This is a genomic window from Desulfosporosinus paludis (assembly GCF_045689965.1).
Lineage (GTDB): Bacteria > Bacillota > Desulfitobacteriia > Desulfitobacteriales > Desulfitobacteriaceae > Desulfosporosinus > Desulfosporosinus paludis.
This window is the reverse complement of record NZ_CP144211.1, coordinates 67104-92810: the sequence shown is the minus strand read 5'-3', so window position 1 is coordinate 92810 and position 25707 is coordinate 67104. Positions and strand designations below refer to the sequence as shown.

The following is a 25707-nucleotide window of genomic DNA, read 5'->3' as shown; positions in this document are numbered from 1 at the left end:
AATCCTACCTAGGGAAAAGAAGCGTTCATTGATGAGAGTATTATATGGATAGAGAAGCTCTCAAACAGGATGCTCAAGAGGGAAGAAATATGGAACAAATCAAAAAACTTGAATTATCCAGCAAGCAGTCACTGATGAAGGAATAGCAGGAGATCCTTGGGGAGCCGCGCAAAGAGCTCTCCTTTTCCGTGTGGGATAGGGAGAAGTAGTCGCTTGAAGGCCTTCGAAGCACATGGGAGTTCAGCTTATTTTCAGGAAGCAGCCCGAAAGTTTGAAGACCTACTAGAGGGTAAGATCCAGGTTAAATTTCTTGGAGAAGTTTAATGGCAGCATTGAGCGATTGATGCCAAACATAAAGGTAATAAGTAAGAGGAGGCTTTCGCGTGTTGATGCGAAAGCCTCCATTATTTTGCTTAGCGTTGTAAGGGAACGGAAGGTTTTTGTATTTCAGCTGATGTTCTAAAGATAGAGCCTGAGGGAGTTTCAGTTGGGCGGATAATAAATATGACGTTATCTTTATTTGGATGAGGATTGGGGAATTCAACAATCGCAGTTATAATAGAAAGCAATGATGTAAAAAATAGCTGTTTAAAGGCAGGGGTCTTTATGTTAAGAGTTAGCTCCACAAAAAATTTGGCCGGAATAACAATCTCCGGTGATCAGGGAGATTTTGAAAGTCTTTATGATTCGCTTCATGAAATAGTAGGTGATGAAGAAGATCATCCTTCTCATGAGGCCGCAAGGTTGCGTGTCCTTGGAATTTGCTATGATCTTCGTCATGCTCTAATGGGTGACCGGGAAATAGTATTAGTGGAAAACGGGATGGACAAGGAAAAAATGAAGCACATGGGTACCATTACTCATGATGTCAATGTTTATTATTCTATCAATGTAATCTGGCCTGAAATGCTCTTTGTGCTGATGGCTTTAAATGATTTTTGCCGTTTCTATGCCTATAAACTGACGAAAAGGCGTTACGATATGATGCTGGATAAATCGGTTATTTGGGATCATAACCTTGCTCAGATCCGGTTGTTTCAGGCGGAAGCAGCCAAGTGTCTTCAGGAGGCCGTTGAAGGGAAAACCTATAGTAGAATGATTAATATGATGGTTGTGGACTATCCATGGCTGGAAGGTTATATAACCCAATATCTCGATGTGTTGAATGTTCGATTCTTAGATATGGACAGGGAAAACCGAAAGAAAAATCTCTCGATCATGGTTAAACGACTGACAGAAAAGGGGAAGGAGTACCGATCTGTTGAGAGAACTATACTTGAGGCAGCCGAGGAGTATGATCGAAATCCTAATGATATCCGTCTGAATATTGAGTACCCGGATCAAATTGATTGGTAGTGTAGGATTGGAGAAAGATAACAAAGATACAGGCAGATCTTTATTGAGTATAGATGTAGTCTGGAGTTTGCTATGATTGACATTGCACTATACAATAAACCATGCGTCCATATGATATAATTCTTGGTGCATGAATTCAATTTTCGAGGCATCAGGAAGTAGTAAAGGTGTTACAAATACATAGTGGGAGATTTAAGGTGATTAGCGAGAAGGATTTCTTTGAAGAGATCAAGGCTAGGGGTTTTGATTTAACTGAACAGCAAAAACGGGCTGTGGTCCATAACCAGGGCCCTCTTTTGCTTTTAGCTGTTCCCGGTGCAGGCAAGACGACGGTTCTCACTGTTCGTTTAGCCTATTTGATTCTTGTCAAAAACATAGATCCTCGAAGGATTCTTTGTCTAACCTTCGGACGGGCAGCAGCCAAGGAAATGCGTGAACGGTTTGTTACGAATTTTGGGGCAATGGTCAGCGGTCAAAATGAATGCCGTGGGGAAATTCAATTTTCTACGATCCACAGCTTTGCTTATGAAGTAGTTCGAACCGCTTTTCGACAAAGAGGTACCAGATTTGAAATTATTGAGGAACAAACAGGTGCTGATAGCAAGATGGGAGTTCTTCGTAAAATCTACGAAAAGCATAATACTTCCGCAATTACCGATGAGCAGCTGGAAGGGTTGCAGAATTGCATTTGTTACGTAAAAAATACCTTAAGCAAACCTGAAGAGCTTTTAAATTGTGACATTAAGAATTTCCCCCTTATTTATAAGGATTATGAGAACTATAAGCAAAGCAGCCGGCCGCGTCTGATTGATTATGACGATATGCTTTCCCTTGCCTTTCAAGAGTTAATGGAAAATCCGACGTACTTAGCGTATTATCGAAAGCGATTTGACTATATTCTTACGGATGAGAGCCAAGATACGTCTCTTCTACAGCACAAAATCATCGAAATGATCGTTAAACCCAAGAGCAATATTTTTGTAGTGGGGGATGATGATCAATCAATATTTGGGTTTCGAGCGGCTGAACCAAAGTACCTTTTAGAGTTTGAACAGACTTACCCCGGTGCAAAGATCCTTCGCATGGAGCAAAACTTTCGCTCGACTCCGCAGATTGTGGACGTAGCCTGTGGTTTTATTCGTTCTAATAAACTGCGATTTGATAAAGATATGTTTACTGAGAATCCCAAGGGAGACGTTCTTCGGATTGGGCAATTTGAAGGAATTATAGAACAAAATCAATTTATTATTCAGAAACTCAAGGGTCAAAAGGATTTGGCAAAGGTAGGAGTTTTGTACCGAAATAATTTATCCGCCATTTGTTTAGCAGATGCGTTAGATCGGGCTAATATTTCCTTTTATATGCGTGAATCAGGTAAACAGAGGTTTTTCACCCACTGGGCCATTAACGATATGTTAAATTTCCTTCGCTTCTCATTTAACGATAAAAGCTTGTCCGTTTTGGAGCGAATTTGGTCTAAGTTGAGTTGTCCTATACGTAAGCAACATCTTGATTTACTAAAGCAAATGCCAATCGATCGTTCAATCTTTGAAATCTTGGCTGAACAACCGGGAGTGACCTTAAAGGGAAGATCAGAGTACTTAGACCTCAAAAAGTGGTTTAAGGAGCTTAATACTCTTTCACCTGCTCAGGCGATCCATTATATCCGAAACCAACTGGATTATGATAAAGCAATGAAGAGAATATGTGAGTCGTTAGGTTTTTCTGAAGAATATGTCGGAAGTCTCTTGGAGCTTCTGAGTTCAATTGCCCAGAACGAATGTACAATTGTGGATTTTGCCAATCGTTTAACGTATCTTGAAGAGCAGATGACTTCTTCGCATAAAAATAAGCACAAAAATGCCGTGACCCTTTCAACCATCCATTCTGCCAAGGGTTTAGAATGGGAACAGGTCTACCTAATTGATCTTGTCGAAGGGATTATTCCTGAACGGGAGACGATCAAGGCTGAACAAGGTGGAAAGAACGAATTATTAGAAGAGGAGAGACGTCTTTTCTATGTCGGCATGACGAGGGCTAAACGCCAGTTAACCTTATGCTCTATGAATTATTACCATCATAAACGAGTGAAAGTTTCCCGTTTTATCCGTGAGGTCAATCTTGTGATGCAAGGTAAAAACCCTCAAGAGGTGATCCGCCAGGAAGTATCAAGCCCTATGAGCGATTTAGTTGCAGGGTTGGTTATACAACATAAATCATTTGGAGAGGGAGTCATTGTTAACGATGAGGGAAATGTAATTGTAGTTCGTTTTAAGAACGGTTCACAGCGTTCGTTCATGAAAGATATCTGTGCCAAGCAGAGGTTGATTTGGGCTATTTGATTCGGGATGTCCGTTGTAAAATCATACCATAGTCTATTGGTTTTAAAAGGCGAATTAGAATTTGAATCAGCCCACACAATATTACATAAGCGTTGAGAGAAGGTGTGTGACTAAAAATGGAAGACAGAGTACTATTCACTTTAAATCATATTTTACAAAAGAAGAAGAGAAAGATAACCCTGGAGAGCCGTTTGCGGGAAGACTTATTTGTGGATTCGGTAGATATGTCGATGATTATTGGGGACCTGGAGGATGAATTCGAGATAACCATTACTGATGACGAGTTTGCAGATGTGGTTACCGTCAATGATATTGTAGAAAAACTGAAAGCTAGAGGTTTATCCGATTACCGATCGATTATAAATTCGGTGTAATTTCATAGCCTGTCGTTCCCAGTTCGATTGACGGCTTAATTTATGATCATAAAAAAGAAATAACCGCCCCAGGCTGTTTTGGAATGGATGTTTTGTTGGACAATAGCGGCAAGTCCATCAATGGACTTTCGCCAGATTTTTGTGTAAAATCTTTATTTGAAAACTAAAATGGATTGAGTGATTTAAGATGGAAAATAAAATGAAAATGGGTGGACATCCGCACGGTAAAGGTGGTCATCCAGGTGGGCGCCCAGGAATGAACGTTGACTACGATAAGAACCCGTTCATCGTAATCTGGGAAACTACTCGTGCATGTGGGCTTAAGTGCCAACACTGTCGTGCAGATGCGCAACCTGATCCGCATCCAGAGGAGTTAACGCACGAGCAAGGTATCGCGCTAATCGATGAAATCTACGAAATGGACAACCCGATGCTAGTTTTCACTGGTGGGGACTGCATGCTTCGAAAAGACCTTTTTGAATTAGCAGACTACGCTATTAAAAAAGGAATGCGTGTTTCGATGAGCCCAAGTGCTACTGTTGAAGTAACAAAAGAGCGCATGGACATGGCGAAAGAAGTTGGGATTTCTCGTTGGAGTTTCTCAATTGACGGTGCAGATGCTAAGACGCACGATGCTTTCCGTGGAATCGATGGAACTTTTGATTTAACAATCGAGAAACTTAAGTATTTAAACGAAATTGGTATTTCTCACCAAATCAATACTTGCATTAACAAAGCAAACTTACACCAACTTGAGCAAATGGCGGAATTGATGAAAGAGTTGAAGACTTCGGTTTGGTACATTTTAATGATGATTCCAACTGGACGTGCTTCAATGGATGATTGCATAACAGCTGCTGAGCACGAAGAAGTATTCAAGTGGCTTTACGAGTTAAGTAAAGATGCGCCTTATGATATAAAAACAACTGCTGGTCAGCACTATCGTCGTGTTGTATTCCAACAACGTGCTAAGGAAAACGGTACTACAGGTGAGGAAATCACTTTCGAAGGTACTAAGACACGTGACATGGCTCAGTTCATTGACGGTCTAGCAAGAGCACCAAAAGCAGTTAACGATGGAAATGGTTTCATCTTCGTATCACACACTGGTGACGTTACACCAAGTGGATTTTTACCATTAGTAGTTGGTAACGTTAAGGAAAATAGACTGCGCGACATCTACCGCGAAAGCCCTATTTTAAAAGACTTGCGTTCACCAGATAAGTACGAAGGTAAATGTGGTATTTGTGAGTACAACAAAGTTTGTGGTGGATCAAGAGCACGTGCATACGGCGCAACTGGAAACTATATGGCATCAGAGCCATTCTGCGTGTATACTCCAGAGAAGATGAGAAAGAAATAGAATTATATTGTGAACGCCTGCGATTTTCGTGGGCGTTTTTTTGTGCCTTAAAGTCGAACTCAAGAACTGAATATGATCGTATCTCGACGTCGAATAAGCCGATTGATGAAGAAAAGCGGCCTAGTTTCTGTCTATAACATTATTTTGGGTCCGATAATAGATATTATGTAAAGTAGAGTATAAAATACGGCTGGGGGGTTATATCAAAAACAGCCTAAAAAGCTCGACACGGATTTCACAAGCATAATCTAACGAATCCGTACTGAAATTATCAGGCTGTTTGTTTCTGAGTAATTTTTTCTTCAAGTTATAGTTTACAAAACCTTTTAGAATCTGTTACTTAGGACAATCTGTCGAGTTTCTAGGTTCGCAATGTGCAACTCATTTTCTATAGCTTGTCCATATAAAAAAATCTCTAGGAGCCTTTATAAAGCTTTAAAAAATGATGCCTTAGTATGATTCGTTCAATCCAAGGACTTATGGCAACAGATACTAATATGGACTTTAGCGATTTATATCGGTAAATATGAATCACTTCATAGGTACTCAATAAACCTAGGATTAATTGATGCCTAGCTAAGCTAAACGATTTTGACTAAAGTTAAGTTATTATGAACCCCAAAATTATCTTGTTCATCAGAGTATCGCTTTTATGTAGTCACAACTATGCGCTAAATTTCTATTTAGTGAAGAGTTTCATTTTTAGGTTTTTCCTCATCTTAACTATTAATTGTCATTTTATTTAATAAAGACTCTTTTCTCTATTGCTCAGCAAAAAAATTATTTTTTTGATAAAGTCTTTTGTCTCCTCTTCCTTCCCATTTATTATTAACTCAACTTTCGCATAGCGAAAGTTACCTCTAACCCTATATATATCTAAGTTGGGACAAAATATTTTTGTCTATTGACAGAAAAACACCTTTCCAATTGGTAAAATGGAAGTGACCAAACAACCATTAATCCAAACAGAAAGGTGCTATCTAAATGTTACAACACAACTCTCTGTCTGAACAGCATCAAAATCAACTTTCTTTAATTTTTTCTTCCTTTAAGTTGAGTCAACTTCTTCGAACAGCAGGCATTCGTAAGTCTTACGGGGTCTCAAGTTTCGCTATCTTCCAAATCATTTTTCAGTTAGTTTTCCAAGGTCGTAATCTGTATCGCTTATTAGAAGGCAATCGAGCAGAATCTTTTCCAGGTAAAGACGTAGTTTATCGGTTTCTTAATGAATCCCGTTATAACTGGAGACGTTTCTATCAATTACTCAGTCTTAAGGTCATAGGGCGATTTGAAAAACTCACCTCCGCACAACGTATTCGTGTTTTTATCGTTGATGATTCTGTAATGGGACGAGAACGAAGTAAGAAGGTTGAACTCTTAGCTCGAATCTTTGACCATGTCTCAGGTCGTTTTATCCGTGGCTATAGCTTACTCACGTTGGGTTGGTCTGATGGCTACAGTTTCGCACCCATTGATTTTACCTTGATGAGTTCAGCTAAGGTTAAAAACCGCCTTTGTGAAATGCGAGAGGACTTGGACAAACGATCCATTGGCTATAAGCGTCGTATGGAAGCGATGAACTCTAAACCCGATGCTGTCGTCCAAATGCTTGAAAGGGCTTTAAATGCTGGATTCTCTGCGGATTACCTTCTGATGGATAGTTGGTTTACTCATGCACCGCTTCTTCAAAAAATGATGGATAAGGGTCTTCACATCATTGGGATGGTAAAGGAGCTAAAACAACGTTATCGTTTCGAGGGTAACACCTTAAGTTTAAGTGAGCTTTATGCTAGAATTCCTAAAAACTCAAAAGCAGAAATTCTGGGCTCAGTTCGGGTTCAAACCTTTTCAGGTTTATCTCTTAAGATTGTCTTCGTCCAGAATCGGAACAATCGCAGAGATTGGTTGGCGATTTTAACGACAGATCTTGCATTAGATAATGCTGAAATTATAAGGATTTATGGGATGCGTTGGAGTATTGAGACCTTTTTCAAAGTGGCTAAATCACACTTAAAACTGGGTACGGAATTTCAAGGCCGGTCATTCGATATGATGATCAACCACACGACCATAGTCTTTTCCCGTTATCTCATCCTTGAGTGGGAACGTAGGGAAAACAATGATGAACGCTCACTGGGTGGATTGTTTTACCTTTTTGCTGATGAGGTAATAGATTTAGACTTAAAAACTGCATTGCGCCAGTTGATGGCATTTGTACTTGATCTACTACCCAACAAACCGAAGAATCACAAATCGCTTAGTCAACTACACAACTGGATCAGGGAATTGCCTAGTTATATCAAAGCTTTATTCGCACAATTGGGGTGCGAAAGTTGAGTTATTAAATTAATTAATATTTAATTCAAATTTTCACAAGTATCACATATCCATTCTACATCCTCACTTAAAATATTAATTACTTTGTTAATGTGACTCACGCGATGCCTTCCCCTCTTCGCTGCTGTAAGTTGAGGATTCATAATGATCATTAATTAAAGGTGACATATTATGGATAGCACTAAACCGCTGGCGCGGTGGTTTCCGGAATGCATCTTAGGAGTTCTTTTTTTGCCTCCTTACTTCGGATAATTTGCTATGGATAATCCTGCTAATAAAAGTCAACCATAAATTTCAGAAAATATCAATATCCAAAATGGGTATAGCAAAGCTGACCGGATACCGAAAGGCATCTGACCGGTTTGAACTTAAATGAGTAATTAGGCTGCCGCGTACACCTCTTTCACTCTTGCATAGTAGATACGTAGGAACTTGTTTAACGCAGCGATTTTGGCAACTTTCTTTGGCTTACCTTCATTTTCTTTCTTAAGCATATACTGGTAAACAGCGTCATCTTCAGACGGCTTGCTAATCTTTATGTACCTCATGATTTCATATCCTGTTTTACGTAAAGAAGCTGAACCACGTTTAGATATGCTTCGCTTTGTAGCTGTGAAGTTGCCTGATTGAAACGGAGGTGCATCAAGACCGGCATAAGCAATGAGGGCTCCGTGACTATGAAAGCGTCGTACATCTCCTATCTCTGCTATAATCCTTGGGCCGAGTATCTCACCTACTCCCGGCATAGCCATGACAACTTCATATTCTTTCAGCGACTTTGCCAATTCTCTCATCTGTGCTAGAATACTTGCAAGGGTCGTGTCTATCATGTGCAGGACCTTAACTGCTTCCTCTACGAGCATTTTGGTTGATGGCGTATTGGAAGACAAAGTGGGGATACCATCCAGTGCAAGGGCGTAGATTTTCTTCGCTTTCTCCGTGCTGGCTCGGTATCTTTTACTTTTTGCCCAGTCATTATAGTCGTTGATAAATTCGGCCTCCGACCTCCGAGTAATGTTGTCAAAGTGCCAATATTCCTTTACAAAGTCGCACAGTTTGTCCCGATCTGGTACATCTGAGCGATTCCAAAGGAGCGTTTTTATCCCCGGCATTGTTCGATCCAGCAGATTTGTAAGCGTCTGTTTCACCTGGATACGCATAGATATGTAGTTTAAATATTGACGATTGAGTGTTTTTAACTCATCATACACATCAGCCGTTGGCGAGTAGTCTACAAGATGATACCAGTGATCTAAACCAAAGTTCGCTATCTTAATGGCATCAAGCTTGTCGGTCTTGCCTTTGCGGATTGAAACATTAACATACTTGCTCATTACCAGCGGATTAATCACAGAAGCAAAAATACCATGCTCTTTGAGATATGCTAGTACCGGGAAATGGTATGCTCCAGTTGACTCCATAACGACACGGGTTTCCTCTGTTAGTGTCTTGATCTGATTTACCAGATGTTTCAAGTCGCTTTCCGTGTGTTGCACCTCAAATGGTTTATGAAGCATCTCCCCATAAGGTTTCATAAAACAGACTGTACTTTTCCCCTTTGAGATGTCAATCCCGACACTGATCATACTGCTCCTCCTAATATTTGTGTTGGCGTCCATCCTCGCTTATTACCCATTCATATTGGTTAGTTACACGAAAGCCTCATCGGTTTCAACCTGCTTAACCGAATGCTCATAACAAGGGGATGGCTGGCAGATTATCCAGCGGATGCGAAATCCAATGGGAAGTACGCCGTAAGCGTCTAATAAGACGGTGGATGGAAACTTCCCTGATTCTTTGAGACAATTCTCTAAATTAGAGTTTGTAGAGTTTTTCGAGTTTAGTCGAAAAACTCCAAAGGAGGTTTAGAGTTGAATACCAGGGAAGTGACTAACCAGTATCGATTAAATAAATGGACTGAGATCGTACGAGAATGTCTCAGTAGTGGACAGACTGTCTCTTCATGGTGTGCTGATCATGAAATTAACCCAAAAAGTTACTACTACTGGTTGCGACGTATTCGCAAGGCTGCCTGCGAGGCCCTTCCATCATCCTGTTCTCCCAATAACCCCATTGTACCGGTAACCATTTCAGTCCCTACAACGGATACTGAACCTGCGGCGGCTCAAGAATTATCGTCCGATATTTTAATTCGTTTTGGTACTGCAACTCTAGAGATTCGTAACAGTGCATCCGCCTCGTTGATCGAAAACACCCTGAGGGCCCTGCAACATGTTCGGTGATATCTCGAAAGCAGAGAAAATCTATATCGCTTGTGGTTACACCGACATGCGAAAATCCATTGATGGTCTTGCCGCCATTGTCCAACAGAACTTTCAGTTAAACCCTTTTCAGAACAGCCTTTTTCTCTTCTCTGGTCGGCGACGCGATCGGATGAAAGCACTTTACTGGGAAGGTGATGGTTTTGTTCTCTTTTACAAACGACTAGAACGTGGACGTTTTCAATGGCCTATGAATGCTGAAGCCGTTCGCTCCATCACCTCTCAGGAATTCCGATGGCTTCTTGAAGGTCTGTCTATAGACCAACCTAAAGCCGTGAAAAAGCTCAATATTACAGCCTGCCTATAGCGTCGAAAATCCCTGCAAACCTGCATGGTTACTGGGTTTTTTGACTTTTTTATGGTATAATGGGACCAATAGAAAAATGCTAAAGGACTGTATTCATGAGCGCAGAAGAGCAGGTAAAGGTACTTGAAAAACGCATAGGCGAATTGGAGCTGGAAAACAAACGACTCCACGATTCTGTGGACTATCTGACGCGCAAGCTCTTCGGCAGAAGTACCGAGAAGACATCGTCCCTTGCTTTGGGGCAGATGTCTCTTTTTGATGAGGCTGAAATCCAAGCTGATCCACTAGCACCCGAGCCTGACCTTAATGAAGTACAGGGTTACCGGAAAAAGAAGTTCAAAGGTCAGCGTAAGGAACTTTTGAAGGATATACCTCATGTTAAACGTCTTTGTACCCTTGATGAACGAGACCGCTTTTGCGATGTATGCAACACCGCTCTTGTACCGGTCGGTGAAGAATTCATCCGTACTGAAATTGAATTCATTCCTGCTAAAGTTAGGGTCATCGATTATTACCGTGAAACGTTTGAATGCCGCACCTGTCGTAAAAACGGGGAACCCTACATGGAGCAGTCGCCCATGCCTTACCCGGTGATCCAGCATTCCATGGCTTCTCCTTCTACAGTGGCATGGGTCATGCATCAGAAGTTCGTGAACGCCCTTCCCCTTTACCGTCAGGAAAAGGAGTGGAAGACACTGGGAGTGAATCTAAGTCGTGCAACTATGGCCAATTGGATTCTAGCCGCGTCCCGGGATTGGTTGGTACCTTTGGTCGAGCGAATGCATCAGGAGTTGTTGCAAGAAAGTTATCTGCATGCAGACGAAACCACGGTTCAAGTCATGAATGAAGAAGGGCGAAAAAATACGAGCGATTCCTACATGTGGGTATACAGCACTGGCCAATATTGTAAACATTCTATTCGAATCTTCGAGTATCGACCGGGAAGAAGTGGTAAATATCCACAAGAATTCCTTAAAGGGTTCAAAGGATACCTGCATACGGATGCTTACTCGGGGTACAAAATGATTCCAGACATTACAAGGTGCCTCTGTTGGAGTCATCTTCGGAGGAACTTCGTCGATGCTCTTCCAAAAGATATCCATAGCCCGGAAGCCACTCTACCCAGCCAAGGCATTACATACTGTAACAAACTCTTCGAGATTGAAAAGACTCTCGAGAATCTTTCGAGCGAACAACGACGATTAGAGCGTCTGAACCAGGAAACCCCTATTTTAGAGGCTTTTTGGGCGTGGATTGATTCCGCGAGAGGCAAGGTGTTGCCGAAATCCAAACTTAGTGAAGCTTTGGCATATGCTCTAAACCATAAGGAAGAGTTTATGAATTATCTTAAAGATGGGAATTGCTCCATTTCCAACAACCTTGCCGAAAACAGTATCCGACCTTTTACCATCGGACGAAAAAACTGGTTATTCAGCGGAAGCCCAAAAGGAGCTGCGGCAAGTGCCACCGTATACAGTATCGTCGAAAGTGCTAAGGCCAATAATCTTAACCTGTATAAATATCTACAGTTCATCTTCGGCGAGTTGCCTGGAGTACAATTTGGCGAACATCCAGAATTCCTTGAAGATTACCTTCCATGGAGTCCAGAAGTTCAAGAAGCCTGCCAATAGGGCAAAAACTCAGTTTACACGAGTTTTTGCCCTTTTTCTATCCACCAAGTTATTCGACGCTTACAGTACGCCAGGCCATTTCTCCCCTCATTATAAGTAAATAAGCACAAGCCTCCAACCCGTTCATTCGGATCGCTTGCTTGTGCTTTTATAGTACCAATGGTATATTCTTACTTTGTTTTATCAAATATTTTAGACAAAAATAAGCCCATAGTTATTAAACCTGCAAACGATTCAAATATCGTTAGAATTTTCACAACCTCATTGTTGGGAGTAATATCACCAAATCCTAACGTTGAAATAACCGTCATGCTATAATATAAATAGTCCGTGATTCTCATCGAAGATTTATTGTTTGTGTCTACAATAAATGTGTTTAATGTACTATCAAGTAATGTATTGGATTCAGATAAGCATTCTTGAAAAATATAAACCGACATGTTAGATGACGAAATATTATAATTTAGATAATTATCATTATCGAAAATTAGATAAATTATTTTTTCATTTGATACATCGTTGAACTCATAGACATCTTCTTTTTGAATCATTTGTTTCAAAGGAGATGCTATTGTTCCAACTTGATAGAGCCTAACTTTCACCAATAAATACTTTTTCTTTATAAAATCCATATAATTCATTTGTGGTAAAAAATCAGTTACATCACTTTCCTTTAACTGAAATGGAGATACACTTAAAATGTAGTATCGATTATATTTTTTCTCCAATTCATCATAATAGTAGCTTGCCCAATCCCTACCTATTTTTTTGTTTGATAATATTAACTTTTGTCCATTGACTTTTAAATCAAGTGTTTCAAGATTTAACATATCCGTGCCAATTATCTCTTTAACAGCGTCTTTCTGCCAGTCACTTAAATTTATATTGTCTTCTACTATGTGGTCATACGCTATTGCGTTGTATAAATTACTATTAAATACAAATGATTGTCCCCCATAATTATCAAGCAGGAAATAGATGATTCCAAACAGATACCAAATAAATATAAAAATTGATAAAAATGCAACTCCAATATTTTTTTTAAGAAATCCACTCAAATTTAAGACATAGTAAAAAGCAATTCCACAAGTGAAAATATAACAAATGATGCTATAAATCATCAGGTCTCTGTATTGATAAGTGTTTTCTAACCTATTTGGTATTATTAACGGATGTAAGGTGTAGTAAATGAAACCAATTATCAATGGGGCGAACGTTATAATTGTTTTCGAAATAAGCAATAATAACCTTTTCTTTTTTTCTTTTTTTATTGCGCCACAAACACAAAAAACTAGATATGGGGTAAAAATAGTAGTAGGTTTTGAAAGTAACTCAGATAGTTGTTTTTTTTCTTCTCTTTGTAATGAAAAGAAATCTATTGTAAATAGGTACCATTCAACAAAACAAAACAAGAATATTAAACAGCGAATAATTAAAACAAAACAATTTTCGTTTATTGGTATAATTGTAATAATTGATGCCAGAATATTGGAAAAGCAGAACACTTCTTTGCATTTATAGAATAAATTTCTATAATCCATTTCAAGCATAAATCAAACCTTCCTTAATTATAGATAATGCTAAAAATAATAGTCCAAAATATGTTCCCGAGAAATGACGGTATCAAAAAATGCCCAAAACACAATCCCATCTCAACAACCTATACCCATTTTGACATCGATACTACACACTCAACGTGACTTGGCCACGGTAATATGACTATATTATTTTATGTTTCCGTACTCAACGGTACCTCAATTTTCCGAGTAGGGGAACATATTAGAGAGGACTTCAAGCCCAGTATTTTCAATGCTTTAGCTCCGATAATTTTCGTCCAAATATTTTTTGATAAAATAGTTTTAAAAACTTGAAAAAAATATGGAATATTCAGGATTTTAGCCCAAATATCCTTATAGTTAGAGATTTAGGCAAGGACTACCCTAACTCTAATTATAGGAATTTTTATTAGTTTTTACAGAAACACCGGCATATTCCACCGTTTTCTATCGATTTCTTTGCCAATTGATACTTGACGTTTTGCCAAATAATAATGCAACGCTAATGATTTGCATTATTAGCCTTATCGGCAGTTAGTTTCTTCCCTTGTTATAGACATTCGCACCACTTCTATAATCATCTGTTACCATTTCTTAATCCCAAAGTCCCTCATCCGTGAGAAGACTTATCTAGTATTAAAAATTCTTCAATTTTCCCTCATTTCCTTCTCTTATAGTAAAAATAATCCATGAAGTAGGATGAAAAAAGCCAGCCCGTTAAACGATCTGACAAATAAGTAGCAGAGGTAGTCCTCGCAAATATATTACTCACTACGCCTATTTGAGACCAGTTTCTATATCAATAAGCTACTTCTAAAGCTTCCCTATCTATCTTTTCAGAAGCTATTGTCGTGATATTATGGCAACCAAAATCTACCTGGTCAAACTCCCACTAGCTAGCGGTAGCAAGGGTTTGAGGCACTTCGGCAATATTGTGTCAATTACTTTAAGTGTATCTCTGATCGCATCAGTCTACAGCAGCCTTGTCCCTCGGGGATACAGCTTACTAAACTCATGATTTTTAACATGAAATTCAGCTCATTAAAGCTTTTAATTCTTAGCAAAAAAATCAAAAAGTACAGGCAAAATTACTAGGCCTGTACTGTAAGTTGGGTTAACTCTTCCGTCAGTTAAAATTTTATAAACTTTTGTAATTGACAAAAATGTCATTGGTATCAATGTTTAGATTATCGTGGGGGCTAAAGTGTTGCTCAAAATCCTTTATCACAAAAAGTGTAACATTTTATCACATTTTTTGTGATAAAGGATTTTACCAACTTTGCTACATAAACAAGTCTTAGTATCGTGGCCGAATTGTATTATTGCTTCATCGTAGCTTCCTGGCTTTTCTTTTAATAGCATTAAATATGTATCATGAAGAAACAATGTGAAGTGTGAAGTGAGTGGTCCAGCCCTAGCAAAAAGCTCCGCTTTCCGAAAATTGTTCTTACTTGGGGTTGTACCAGCGAAGCTGTCACCACCCGCAAATATATGGATATAATTGGTATTATCGCTATAATCCAAGATCAGAGCAGCGAACATAGAGTATTGGTAGCCATCCGTGTCATGTTACTGAAGAGTAACCGGATATTATAACTACATAAACGTAGAAAATCCGTTTAAACTTTAAAGCCAGGGCCTTAAAAAATTGGCTCCTGGCTTTTCATAATACAATAGAGACGACTATATCTTGTTCTTCAATATCTAGAGGAATAGTTGTAGAATTTCTGATACCTTAAATATTGTCGTTTATGATAACGCTTAATCTATTCGGGATCAAATTTACTTAAGTCACTAATAGTTTTTATGTTTCTGCTCAGTGCTCTTTTGAGTTACCCTTCTGCCATAAACAGCTTGCCAATTGGAAAAGGCTACTTTTTGTTGGTATTTCTTCAGGGAAAATCGTTTTGTGGATTTCGCAAATATAGAACGACTCTACCCAGATCCAATTGAAGCAGCGCACATCGTTAAAGAGCGGATTAATTACGACACCTTGAGAGTACATTCACAGCAAATAAAACCCACAGTTGGAGGTGCGATGATCGAGAGTTAAACTCAGATTTTAGAAAATAATTTTGGAACTCTTTTTGTCTTAACTAGCAAATGAAGCACTTTTAAATGTCATATCCCTCATATAGCAACTGTTTCCGCCTTTATTTTGAATTAACTCCCAAAGATTTCGATTCCACAGGTTGTCACTATGTTGGGAAACTAATATGTCCGAATAATAGCTATTATTAGAATCTTTACTGTAGGTTACAATTACTGAATGTGTGTAATCTCCTGTAGATCCGTTTCTAAATTGCAACACTTCCCCTAGATATATTTGGTTCGGTAGATAGTTGTAATAAGGTTGATTATTGTTATAACCGGTGGCATTCGGTCCGCTGCTGTGGACAGGAGTGGCATAGTTCCAAAGTGATACAACACTCTCCCATGCTGGAGTACCGCCTCCCCCAATTGCTCCGCCATACCATCCACTTGGGTAAACATTTATCATCCTAAATTTATTACTGATGTTAGTTTTTGTTTGGGTATCATTTCCCTCAACATATCCACCATATCCGGCCCAAACACATTGTGAAACAAAGTTAGTACAATCATTGGTTCCAGCCGTATAGAAAAATCTGGATTCATTTGGAGCTGTGGCAAATCGTTGTGCCCAGTTTACGGCTAGCCATTTATTATAGGAAACAGATACAGACATGGTTGAAAAGGTTGTTTTATTTTGCTTTTCATTATTAGGCTTAATTAAGGGATTACCTTTAAGGTAATCTATAGTTATTTTAATGTTATCTGATCTCTCTTTCTTAGTTTCGGTTATGGCCTGCCTTTTTGACAATCCTTTTTTCTGTTTTTCGCCTACTTGGTTTTTAAAATAGTCGTATTCATTGAAATTTGAATCTATTGACGTAATTTTCCATTGGCTGTTAATTTTAGATAGCTCAAAATTATACTCAATGTTATACATCGCCGATTTTTGATCTGGAGTTGTTGAATAAGCATAATCACAACTCATTAATGCGTTTACGGTAGCCTTGTTTCCGGAAAATAATATGTTTTTAAAATCCAAATTAACATTATATTTCGTATAAGATAAATTTATTGCCCTATTCGCCTCGACTTGAGATTGAAGTATATTGTTATATAAAAATGTCTGATCATTATCTTCAACTATGTTGCTTAAATCGGCAATCTGTAAAGTTTGAAAGGATTCAAAATATTTGTCAAAGTACATGCTGATTAAATTTTTAACCATCCCCACATCATCCGAATGGCTTCCCCTGCTGCTAGTGCTACATTGCTTGAAAAGAGTAATAAAAATGTTAAAACAAAAGCCATGAGTTTTTTCATAATTTCTTTTCTCCTTTTTTCTTATTTTTTTAATACTTCCCCACTAAGTGATAAACATTTAGATAAATCTCCTTTCTTTTCGAATTTATGAACAACAATTCAATTATAAATGGTATTATATGGTAAATTTGTAGAATATTGCTGTTGTTAGAAAAATTTTTAAATATATATTAACCCAACTTTCGGTCTCGATCAAAAGTTGGGTTATTGACGGCGGTCTCTATTTCTTCTCCTACATTTAAAACCAACCATTTATACGTCGTTACCATGTAAGCAACAAGCGAACCTATATGAATGCAGCTCCTCCCGTCTTGTAGTATAGATAATTAACGAAAATATACGCAACGACACCAACAAAAAGTTTACTTCAAGCCCTATTCTTCCATTCGCCGTGCCCCTGGTTTACATCTTTGCTGGTGAAGGCAATAACAAAACAACCTTTGTGGATATAAAATTATGTGCTATTAAATACTTTAGCGGACTTAGCAATAATGTTATTTCAACTTCAAGCTTAACGTATAAAAGTTAAAATGTTATCCCAATAAGCAAAAAGGGGGGCGTTGCAAAACGAACTAAAATAGTTCGTAAGCAACGCCCCTTTTTTCCTACTAGAAACAAAACTGCAGGTCCCAAAGAACCCGCAGTTGTCGTATAATTTGAGTTATGCTAACAACCAAATTACACTCTAAAAATTATACTGAATTAAGTGGACACTATCAATTAGTTCTACCATTTAATTTTGATGTGTTAATACCGGAGGATGACTCAGTTCGACTGCTAAGCCACATTTTGGAGGGATTGAATTACGAAGCGTTGTATCAGGCCTACTCTTCCACTGGAAGAAAACCTGTAGTCGAACCCAAAATCCTGTTCAAAGTAGTAGCCTATGCCTATATGAACAACATTTACTCAAGCCGCAAGATTGAAGTTGCTTGTAAAAGAGACATTAACTTCATGTGGTTGTTGGAAGGATGCAAGGCACCAGACCACAGCACCCTTGCTCGATTTCGGAAGAACTATTTAAAGGAATCCATAGAAGACCTCTTTTTCCAAATGGTGACGTATTTACACAAGCTTGGGGAAGTAGAGTTTAAGAACCTTTTTGTCGATGGAACAAAAATTGAAGCCAATGCTAACCGTTATACGTTTGTCTGGAAGAAAGTCGTTACTAAGAATGAGACCAAAATGTTCTTGAAAATTCAATCCTGTCTTGAGGAGATCAATTTGACCTATCTAAAGGACTTCAAGGCAACCAAAGAAACGTTACTTAAGGACCTTAAGGCGGCCCTCTCCTACCTAGAAGAAAAACGTCAGCAAGAGCAGATTGAATTTGTCCATGGTATTGGAAAACGGAAATCAAAGCTACAAAAGTTTACAGAAGACCTGAAGGAATTCTATACCCGTCAAGAAAAGTACAACAGACATCACCAATTCTTCGAAGGAAGAAATAGCTACTCCAAAACCGATCCTGATGCGACCTTCATGCATATGAAAGATGACCATATGCGCAACGCTCAGTTAAAGCCGGCTTACAATGTTCAGATTGGCGTGGAAAGTGAATATGTAACAGGGGTTGGAATTTTCCAGGATCGTAACGACATAGCCACACTCATCCCTTTCTTAAACACGCTGGAATCTAAACTACAGGCCCATTATGAAAATGTTACTGCAGACTCTGGTTATGAGAGTGAGGAGAATTATCTTTATCTCGAAGGGAAAAAGCAGACCTGCTACATAAAGCCGCAAACCTATGAACAATGGAAAAAGAAACGCTTCAAAAAGGATATCAGCAAGCGAGAAAACATGGTTTACAATGCAGAAATGGATGAATACACCTGTCATAACGGAAAACAACTCAAACTAGTGGGAATTACCCATCGAACATCGGCAACGGGCTACCGATCTGAAATCACGATCTATGAATGTGAAGACTGCCGTGATTGTCCTTGTAAAAGTCAATGTACAAAAGCTAAAGGCAATCGAAGAATGCAAGTATCTAAAACGTTTGTGGCCAAACGCCAGGTATCGTACGGAAACATTACCACCGAAAAAGGGAGACTACTCAGAGTAAATCGATCCATACAGGTCGAAGGAGCCTTTGGGGTACTCAAAAATGACTATAACTTTAATCGCTTTTTGACACGAGGTAAAAACAGTGTAAAAACTGAATTTATGCTGCTGTGTTTTGGGTATAACGTGAATAAACTTCACGCTAAAATACAGAATGAACGAATTGGTAAACCCCTTCATCCATTAAAAACGGCTTAAAAAGGGGTCGAAAAAACAGTCTCATCTAGAAGGCTTATTTTGCTATACACAAATTTAAGTAGAAAATAGAGATTGAGCATTGCAATCAAACCACTTAATATTTTCCACAGTAAAAAGAAATGGGGAGCATCGCTTGCTACTTCAAAATAGTAGTTTTGCGACACTCCCTTAAAAAAATCTTTTTATATTTTGGGATTATTGCCCCCAATCATGTATCTCCCAGGGACTATCCTTTGTCTCTTTTATGAGAATATAATCCCAGCCTTGTTTTCCTGTTTCATCCATAAATTCGACATACAAATTCATCGACTTATATGGATCTCTACCATAGTTTGCTTTGTAACTCTCTGGTGGAATATGACTATTTGTAAATCTTCCCGGATATTCAATGGATAGTATTCGTGGTTTCCATTTTGAAATATTATCTGCGGTATATAAGCCTTTCATATACCTTCCTAATGCTTTATTCGCTTCATCATAGTTTCCGCTTTGCAAAGCCATAAAGAAATTTGTAACAACCTTTTTTGCTTGATTAATATCATCCTGGGTAACGCTAGTTTTGGAACTGCACCCAGCCACTAGAATAACAAACATTATGAATAATATAATCATTTTCGACAGTTGATTAAGCTTAATCTTAGCTTCAACAAATTTCATGTTGCCCCCCCTTTCGTAAACATTAGTTACTTCTTCCAATTCCTTACTTGGCATTATAACATTCAAGAATTGAGACTAAAATACTTAGCAATAAGTAATACCGCCTGAATTAAGAAATATCGGGGACAGAGTTGACAAAATGGAAACAGTATAAATGTTTTACGGCTCCCAAAAAGGGAAATTGTTAGGGTTAAATAGTTTTAAACATAACTTTAACCCAAGAGGTCGTATGATCTTAAAGAGGGTAGATAGGGATTGCTCAAAATGAGTAAATCCAAAATTCTAATCTAGCCACCCTAAAAAAACGCTCTGAAAATTTGAGAGAAAAATTCAGAGTCTGCACTCCAGGTTCATTACCAAGAGCTGCATCGCTATAACCGTCATACTAGTTTCTCTCAGTCGCGCCATAATATGGCTAAAGCTATGTAATTGCTTGCCTTTACCGAATTTTCCTTCGCACACGTTTCGTATCTCTACATCTTGTTCTTTCCAACTTTTTTTCTTTCAGAACTTCCGAATCCTTTTTGAGATTTTCCCAGTGGTGGACCACTCACTCAGCCTCATTATGATGTTTCTTGCAGAAATGGAGTTTTCTTGATAGCGATAGATCTTGTCAGCTATCATGGAATCAGGATAAAGCCAATATCTTAAGAGTATTTTTTTAGGACTGGATCAAGGTAATTCCTTCACGTAAAAATATAACCGATGGAAGGGACAAAAAGGGGTCAGCGTAAGTTCCGAAAAATATCTTGAAAATGGTACTTACGCTGTTTTAAAGTCAATATTGTCTAAAATATCAGGTTCTTATATACTAAAGCCTACATAGATGTTCCGATACTCACTCTTTTAGGAACTTTGCTTGGAGGGAAATTATGAAGAGAAATTGGGAGATGGACGAATTAATTGAGCATTTTACGATTATGCCAAGTGAAATGAGGTTAATTGAGAACAAGACGGGAGAAACCCGGTTAGGCTTTGCTGTACTACTTAAGTTTTTCCAGCATGAAGCTAGATTTCCAAGCCAAAAATACGAAGTTCCTAAAGCTGTGATTGCTTATATTGCAAAGCAAATTTATACGGAACCGGCATTATATGCACAATATGATTGGGCCGGACGCTCCATTACATATCACCGAACACAAATCCGGGAGTTTTTCGGATTCAGAGAAGACACCACACAGGACGCGCAGGATATAACTGACTGGTTGTGTAAGAACGTCTTATATCACGACCAAGAATTTGAACATGTCAAAGATATGGTGTATAAACGGTTTCGGGAGCTGAAAATTGTTCCTCCTACTCCGGAGCGTATTGAGCGTCTTATTCGGTCTGCTGTCTCAACTTTTGAAGAACAATTCTTTAAGGCCACCTATGAAAAAATACCTAATGCATCTTTGGCCAAGTTAGATGCCCTGATAGAAAGTATTTCATCTTTGGATGAGGAAAAAGACGAACCAACCGGCGAAAATGGCGATGCTGGTTATGTTACGGGGGAGGATGCAAAGCGTGAGTTCGGATTACAAGTTGATTTACCATAAGACGCGATCAAACTTCTGGCCAAACAAGAAGTGTCTGTTCAAAAACGTATTGCAAAAGGTCTAGCAGGACTTTTAACAATTCCCCCAAGTGGCGATATCAAACTTCTGAAAGGATACCTGGGATTATACCGTCTCCGGATTGGTACATACCGTATACTTTTTGAAATTAATCACACTGAAAAGATCGTGTACATTCAGGCTATAGATTCCTGTGGAGGGATATATAAGTAACCGAAAGGGAGTGTCGCAAAACTACTATTTTGAAGTAGCAAGCGATGCTCCCCATTTCTTTTTACTGTGGAAAATATTAAGTGGTTTGATTGCAATGCTCAATCTCTATTTTCTACTTAAATTTGTGTATAGCAAAATAAGCCTTCTAGATGAGACTGTTTTTTCGACCCCTTTTTAAGCCGTTTTTAATGGATGAAGGGGTTTACCAATTCGTTCATTCTGTATTTTAGCGTGAAGTTTATTCACGTTATACCCAAAACACAGCAGCATAAATTCAGTTTTTACACTGTTTTTACCTCGTGTCAAAAAGCGATTAAAGTTATAGTCATTTTTGAGTACCCCAAAGGCTCCTTCGACCTGTATGGATCGATTTACTCTGAGTAGTCTCCCTTTTTCGGTGGTAATGTTTCCGTACGATACCTGGCGTTTGGCCACAAACGTTTTAGATACTTGCATTCTTCGATTGCCTTTAGCTTTTGTACATTGACTTTTACAAGGACAATCACGGCAGTCTTCACATTCATAGATCGTGATTTCAGATCGGTAGCCCGTTGCCGATGTTCGATGGGTAATTCCCACTAGTTTGAGTTGTTTTCCGTTATGACAGGTGTATTCATCCATTTCTGCATTGTAAACCATGTTTTCTCGCTTGCTGATATCCTTTTTGAAGCGTTTCTTTTTCCATTGTTCATAGGTTTGCGGCTTTATGTAGCAGGTCTGCTTTTTCCCTTCGAGATAAAGATAATTCTCCTCACTCTCATAACCAGAGTCTGCAGTAACATTTTCATAATGGGCCTGTAGTTTAGATTCCAGCGTGTTTAAGAAAGGGATGAGTGTGGCTATGTCGTTACGATCCTGGAAAATTCCAACCCCTGTTACATATTCACTTTCCACGCCAATCTGAACATTGTAAGCCGGCTTTAACTGAGCGTTGCGCATATGGTCATCTTTCATATGCATGAAGGTCGCATCAGGATCGGTTTTGGAGTAGCTATTTCTTCCTTCGAAGAATTGGTGATGTCTGTTGTACTTTTCTTGACGGGTATAGAATTCCTTCAGGTCTTCTGTAAACTTTTGTAGCTTTGATTTCCGTTTTCCAATACCATGGACAAATTCAATCTGCTCTTGCTGACGTTTTTCTTCTAGGTAGGAGAGGGCCGCCTTAAGGTCCTTAAGTAACGTTTCTTTGGTTGCCTTGAAGTCCTTTAGATAGGTCAAATTGATCTCCTCAAGACAGGATTGAATTTTCAAGAACATTTTGGTCTCATTCTTAGTAACGACTTTCTTCCAGACAAACGTATAACGGTTAGCATTGGCTTCAATTTTTGTTCCATCGACAAAAAGGTTCTTAAACTCTACTTCCCCAAGCTTGTGTAAATACGTCACCATTTGGAAAAAGAGGTCTTCTATGGATTCCTTTAAATAGTTCTTCCGAAATCGAGCAAGGGTGCTGTGGTCTGGTGCCTTGCATCCTTCCAACAACCACATGAAGTTAATGTCTCTTTTACAAGCAACTTCAATCTTGCGGCTTGAGTAAATGTTGTTCATATAGGCATAGGCTACTACTTTGAACAGGATTTTGGGTTCGACTACAGGTTTTCTTCCAGTGGAAGAGTAGGCCTGATACAACGCTTCGTAATTCAATCCCTCCAAAATGTGGCTTAGCAGTCGAACTGAGTCATCCTCCGGTATTAACACATCAAAATTAAATGGTAGAACTAATTGATAGTGTCCACTTAATTCAGTATAATTTTTAGAGTGTAATTTGGTTGTTAGCATAACTCAAATTATACGACAACTGCGGGTTCTTTGGGACCTGCAGTTTTGTTTCTAGTAGGAAAAAGGGGCGTTGCTTACGAACTATTTTAGTTCGTTTTGCAACGCCCCCTTTTTGCTTCCAAAATATGTCTTAGCGTATATTTTCGTTAGAATGTTGGCGGGACCCCATAAATTGCAACGCCGGTGAAATCAATGGTTGTCCCATTACCGGGGAAAAAGCCGGGAGTAGACATACCCTTCCTCAAATCGTTTGAAAAGCCACTCTGAGTAATAATTCACGATGTCAGTTCGTCCGCTGATATTTAAAAGCATAGTTCTCACTCCTGGGTTTATTTTCTATGTTGCATCATGCTGCCGGACTAAGCCCGCCCTAAATGCATTTTCATGGAAGGTCATATTTGCTTACGGGTGCGTCTGATTTCAAAGTCCAAACGCTCTAACGCATCATACACACGTTTCGCTTCTGCCCTCAATTTGTTTTGTGTATCTGCATCGCAATGTCGCTGTGCGAGTACGGTGTCAACACCTTTCGCGTAGTCGCGTTTTGCAGCTTTATTTAACACTGACCAGTTAATACCCGTAAACATGTTTGCAATGCTGCGCTCCAGGGGCAACTTTCCCTGGAGCATCAAAACAGCGATGATCGGGTATCCGGGATAGCCCTGCCAATAAGTAGCGTTATCATTTGCGGCATTTTTCGCAAGTCGCTATTCCTCCTTATCCGGTCCTTTCGCGGCCTCAATCACAGTACGGACTGCAGACGAAAAGGTGCTTGTATTTCAAAACAAGCTGATTTGATTGTTTTTATGCGATGGTTTCGTACGGTCAGTAATGATTTCATCGCCTCTCGGGTATCCAGTAATCATGGGTGCGTTTGGATCGTGTGCAGCCACTCGTTTCAATACCGTTTTTTGGCTTGATGTGGCATAACAATACGTACACCCATGCGGGCAGGTATCATATGCTCCGATATCGACCGCTTCGATGCAGCAGCATGCCACACGCTGGTTAGCATCTTTTTTTGTTTCTATCCGGCATCCGATAATCTGTTCAATCAGGTTCTGCTCAACGCAAGCGCCATGTCGAATACCGAATTGAGTTAAATCTATTTCTTCCGCGCAAGTATATAATGCAATGTTGTGTTTTTCCGCAGCCCTCGAAAAACCTTCCGCTACCGCAAGCATTTCACTTCGTGTTATCACTCTGTATTTATTGCTTATGCTTTTATAGGCGTCCACAAAGCTCACAAAACAACGAGTTGTATAGGAATGCAATTCTTCGCACATCCTAGCAAACTGTTCAATTTGCCAATTGATTGGATGGAACGTGTCAATCACAATCGGATCGTAACGCCAAATCGTGCGCAAGGCTCCAAGGCGTTTTGATACTTCTTTAAATACCTGCAAAAGCTCAGACTTCGGCGGTAAAAAAGATTCAACTAATTTGTCATAAGGTGTTAATGTAAAGTGCATATAGTAAGAATATCCCATGCTATCGAGCAGCTCAAATTTGTTAAACATGGGAATGGGATTTTTCGTCCAGAATACAATACAATCTACGTTATTAGGAGAAAGATTTATCCGTCCTAATCGATCTCGATTCCGGGGATTGGGAACAAGGGCATAGCCCTCATTCAACCTGTTTATGAACCACTCTGAGTAAAATGCCGGAATATCCGTTCTCCGGCTTGCTGTAATGATCATATTACCACCTTGGACTTCATTTTGTTCGAATGAGCAGTCCGTATTATAGATGCTCCTTCATAACGATATATGTATTAAAGGGCTGTCCCTCGTGTGGGTATGAACAGTTGAGACATGTCCACCCCTTCAAGTTCCAGCAATTTCGTTTTTTTGTTGATACCTCCGGCATAGCCAGTCAAACTCCCATTTGACCCTACGACACGATGACAGGGGATAATAATGGAAATAGGATTATGTCCTACGGCACCGCCAACCGCCTGGCTGGACATACTGACCTTATGCATTTGAATAGCTAGTTTTTTTGCGATTTCCCCGTAAGTGGTAACTTCGCCATAAGGGATTTCACAAAGAATCTTCCAGACAGCCTGACGGAAATCGCCGCCAAAAGGAGCTAACGGCAGTTCGGAAATGGCGGGTTTCTCGCCCGCGAAATATCTGTCAAGCCATTTCTTCGCGGCGTCAAACACAGGTAGATCGTCTTTTTCAACCATCGCCTCTGGTATGGTATCTCCATGATATTTCTGCCCTTCAATCCATAAACCAACGATGTTTTCACCATCACATCCCAGCGTAATTTTACCTACTGGCGATGCGTAAAGCGTCGAATAATACATGTTAAACCTCCTATT

19 protein-coding genes and 1 pseudogene are annotated in these 25707 nt (G+C 39.2%); 11 read left to right on the top strand and 9 right to left on the bottom strand.

Features of this window, described 5'->3' with window-relative positions; all coding sequences use genetic code 11:
* The first annotated feature begins 606 nt into the window (after nt 1-606).
* The 5 genes from VZF35_RS00390 to VZF35_RS00370 all read left to right on the top strand — a co-directional run bounded on the left by VZF35_RS00390 (nt 607) and on the right by VZF35_RS00370 (nt 7772).
* Nucleotides 607-1356, top strand: coding sequence for a DUF6904 family protein (locus VZF35_RS00390; RefSeq protein WP_407309946.1), 750 nt, complete (start codon nt 607-609; stop codon nt 1354-1356).
* A 197-nt stretch (nt 1357-1553) separates the two neighbouring features.
* A complete protein-coding gene (locus VZF35_RS00385) occupies nt 1554-3698 on the top strand; it encodes an ATP-dependent helicase (protein ID WP_407309944.1) in 2145 nt (714 codons plus the stop codon).
* Between the two features lie 116 nt (nt 3699-3814).
* Nucleotides 3815-4072, top strand: a complete 258-nt coding sequence (locus VZF35_RS00380) for an acyl carrier protein (protein ID WP_407309942.1) — start codon at nt 3815-3817, stop codon at nt 4070-4072.
* 187 nt (nt 4073-4259) lie between these two features.
* Nucleotides 4260-5435, top strand: a complete 1176-nt coding sequence (locus VZF35_RS00375) for a TIGR04053 family radical SAM/SPASM domain-containing protein (protein ID WP_407309940.1) — start codon at nt 4260-4262, stop codon at nt 5433-5435.
* Between the two features lie 984 nt (nt 5436-6419).
* Nucleotides 6420-7772, top strand: a complete 1353-nt coding sequence (locus VZF35_RS00370) for a transposase (RefSeq protein ID WP_407309938.1) — start codon at nt 6420-6422, stop codon at nt 7770-7772.
* A 380-nt stretch (nt 7773-8152) separates the two neighbouring features.
* Here the strand turns inward: VZF35_RS00370 and VZF35_RS00365 are convergent, their stop codons facing one another.
* Entirely contained in the window at nt 8153-9391 is a 1239-nt protein-coding gene (locus VZF35_RS00365) for an IS110 family transposase (RefSeq protein WP_407309936.1), read from the bottom strand.
* A 252-nt stretch (nt 9392-9643) separates the two neighbouring features.
* Here VZF35_RS00365 and tnpA point away from each other — a divergent pair, with 252 nt between their 5' ends.
* From tnpA to tnpC, 3 genes are all read left to right on the top strand, one after another.
* Nucleotides 9644-10015, top strand: coding sequence for an IS66 family insertion sequence element accessory protein TnpA (tnpA, locus tag VZF35_RS00360; protein WP_407309934.1), 372 nt, complete (start codon nt 9644-9646; stop codon nt 10013-10015).
* Complete coding sequence (gene tnpB / locus VZF35_RS00355; RefSeq protein ID WP_407309932.1) at nt 10005-10361, top strand: IS66 family insertion sequence element accessory protein TnpB; 357 nt, start codon at nt 10005-10007, stop codon at nt 10359-10361. The genes tnpA and tnpB overlap by 11 nt, the downstream gene beginning before the upstream one ends.
* Before the next feature lie 95 nt (nt 10362-10456).
* Nucleotides 10457-11992 carry an IS66 family transposase gene (gene tnpC / locus VZF35_RS00350; RefSeq protein ID WP_407309930.1) on the top strand — a complete coding sequence of 512 codons (1536 nt, stop codon included), beginning with the start codon at nt 10457-10459 and terminating at the stop codon, nt 11990-11992.
* Nucleotides 11993-12162: 170 nt separating this feature from the next.
* Here tnpC and VZF35_RS00345 read toward each other — a convergent pair whose 3' ends face one another.
* Both VZF35_RS00345 and VZF35_RS00340 read right to left on the bottom strand, forming a co-directional pair.
* A complete protein-coding gene (locus VZF35_RS00345) occupies nt 12163-13542 on the bottom strand; it encodes a potassium channel family protein (RefSeq protein WP_407309928.1) in 1380 nt (459 codons plus the stop codon).
* A 2098-nt stretch (nt 13543-15640) separates the two neighbouring features.
* A complete protein-coding gene (locus VZF35_RS00340) occupies nt 15641-16807 on the bottom strand; it encodes an amidase domain-containing protein (RefSeq protein ID WP_407309926.1) in 1167 nt (388 codons plus the stop codon).
* Between the two features lie 758 nt (nt 16808-17565).
* On the opposite strand from VZF35_RS00340, the gene VZF35_RS00335 reads away from it, so the two are divergent.
* Nucleotides 17566-19170: an IS1182 family transposase gene (locus VZF35_RS00335; protein WP_407307550.1), complete on the top strand. Its 1605-nt coding sequence runs from the start codon at nt 17566-17568 to the stop codon at nt 19168-19170.
* A gap of 195 nt (nt 19171-19365) precedes the next feature.
* Here VZF35_RS00335 and VZF35_RS00330 read toward each other — a convergent pair whose 3' ends face one another.
* Together VZF35_RS00330 and VZF35_RS00325 are read right to left on the bottom strand one after the other, a co-directional pair.
* Nucleotides 19366-19827 (bottom strand): DUF4829 domain-containing protein, encoded by a 462-nt coding sequence (locus tag VZF35_RS00330; protein ID WP_407309924.1) that lies wholly within the window; start codon nt 19825-19827, stop codon nt 19366-19368.
* A 330-nt stretch (nt 19828-20157) separates the two neighbouring features.
* Nucleotides 20158-20313 (bottom strand): annotated as a pseudogene (locus VZF35_RS00325) (transposase); the annotation flags it as partial.
* A gap of 386 nt (nt 20314-20699) precedes the next feature.
* On the opposite strand from VZF35_RS00325, the gene VZF35_RS00320 reads away from it, so the two are divergent.
* Together VZF35_RS00320 and VZF35_RS00315 are read left to right on the top strand one after the other, a co-directional pair.
* Nucleotides 20700-21365, top strand: coding sequence for a DUF4158 domain-containing protein (locus VZF35_RS00320; RefSeq protein WP_407309922.1), 666 nt, complete (start codon nt 20700-20702; stop codon nt 21363-21365).
* Nucleotides 21366-21395: 30 nt separating this feature from the next.
* A complete protein-coding gene (locus tag VZF35_RS00315) occupies nt 21396-21596 on the top strand; it encodes a type II toxin-antitoxin system RelE family toxin (RefSeq protein ID WP_407309920.1) in 201 nt (66 codons plus the stop codon).
* Between the two features lie 174 nt (nt 21597-21770).
* Here VZF35_RS00315 and VZF35_RS00310 read toward each other — a convergent pair whose 3' ends face one another.
* The 4 genes from VZF35_RS00310 to VZF35_RS00295 all read right to left on the bottom strand — a co-directional run bounded on the left by VZF35_RS00310 (nt 21771) and on the right by VZF35_RS00295 (nt 25692).
* Nucleotides 21771-23375: an IS1182 family transposase gene (locus tag VZF35_RS00310; RefSeq protein WP_407307550.1), complete on the bottom strand. Its 1605-nt coding sequence runs from the start codon at nt 23373-23375 to the stop codon at nt 21771-21773.
* A gap of 204 nt (nt 23376-23579) precedes the next feature.
* Nucleotides 23580-23687, bottom strand: coding sequence for a DUF1848 family protein (locus tag VZF35_RS00305; protein WP_407309918.1), 108 nt, complete (start codon nt 23685-23687; stop codon nt 23580-23582).
* A 467-nt stretch (nt 23688-24154) separates the two neighbouring features.
* Nucleotides 24155-25078, bottom strand: a complete 924-nt coding sequence (locus VZF35_RS00300; protein WP_407309916.1) for a DUF1848 domain-containing protein — start codon at nt 25076-25078, stop codon at nt 24155-24157.
* Nucleotides 25079-25152: 74 nt separating this feature from the next.
* Nucleotides 25153-25692, bottom strand: a complete 540-nt coding sequence (locus VZF35_RS00295) for a methylated-DNA--[protein]-cysteine S-methyltransferase (RefSeq protein ID WP_407309914.1) — start codon at nt 25690-25692, stop codon at nt 25153-25155.
* Nucleotides 25693-25707: the final 15 nt, after the last annotated feature.

Bases quoted from the DNA above. Each gene is read 5' to 3' on its own strand.
- VZF35_RS00345 (WP_407309928.1), bottom strand. From the start codon at position 13,542: ATGCTTGAAATGGATTATAGAAATTTATTCTATAAATGCAAAGAAGTG.
- VZF35_RS00310 (WP_407307550.1), bottom strand. From the start codon at position 23,375: ATGCTAACAACCAAATTACACTCTAAAAATTATACTGAATTAAGTGGA.
- VZF35_RS00380 (WP_407309942.1), top strand. From the start codon at position 3,815: ATGGAAGACAGAGTACTATTCACTTTAAATCATATTTTACAAAAGAAG.
- VZF35_RS00320 (WP_407309922.1), top strand. From the start codon at position 20,700: ATGAAGAGAAATTGGGAGATGGACGAATTAATTGAGCATTTTACGATT.
- VZF35_RS00365 (WP_407309936.1), bottom strand. From the start codon at position 9,391: ATGGACGCCAACACAAATATTAGGAGGAGCAGTATGATCAGTGTCGGG.
- VZF35_RS00330 (WP_407309924.1), bottom strand. From the start codon at position 19,827: ATGAAATTTGTTGAAGCTAAGATTAAGCTTAATCAACTGTCGAAAATG.
- VZF35_RS00390 (WP_407309946.1), top strand. From the start codon at position 607: ATGTTAAGAGTTAGCTCCACAAAAAATTTGGCCGGAATAACAATCTCC.
- VZF35_RS00305 (WP_407309918.1), bottom strand. From the start codon at position 23,687: ATGCTTTTAAATATCAGCGGACGAACTGACATCGTGAATTATTACTCA.
- VZF35_RS00295 (WP_407309914.1), bottom strand. From the start codon at position 25,692: ATGTATTATTCGACGCTTTACGCATCGCCAGTAGGTAAAATTACGCTG.
- VZF35_RS00340 (WP_407309926.1), bottom strand. From the start codon at position 16,807: ATGGTTAAAAATTTAATCAGCATGTACTTTGACAAATATTTTGAATCC.
- tnpB (WP_407309932.1), top strand. From the start codon at position 10,005: ATGTTCGGTGATATCTCGAAAGCAGAGAAAATCTATATCGCTTGTGGT.
- VZF35_RS00335 (WP_407307550.1), top strand. From the start codon at position 17,566: ATGCTAACAACCAAATTACACTCTAAAAATTATACTGAATTAAGTGGA.
- VZF35_RS00300 (WP_407309916.1), bottom strand. From the start codon at position 25,078: ATGATCATTACAGCAAGCCGGAGAACGGATATTCCGGCATTTTACTCA.
- VZF35_RS00370 (WP_407309938.1), top strand. From the start codon at position 6,420: ATGTTACAACACAACTCTCTGTCTGAACAGCATCAAAATCAACTTTCT.
- VZF35_RS00375 (WP_407309940.1), top strand. From the start codon at position 4,260: ATGGAAAATAAAATGAAAATGGGTGGACATCCGCACGGTAAAGGTGGT.
- tnpC (WP_407309930.1), top strand. From the start codon at position 10,457: ATGAGCGCAGAAGAGCAGGTAAAGGTACTTGAAAAACGCATAGGCGAA.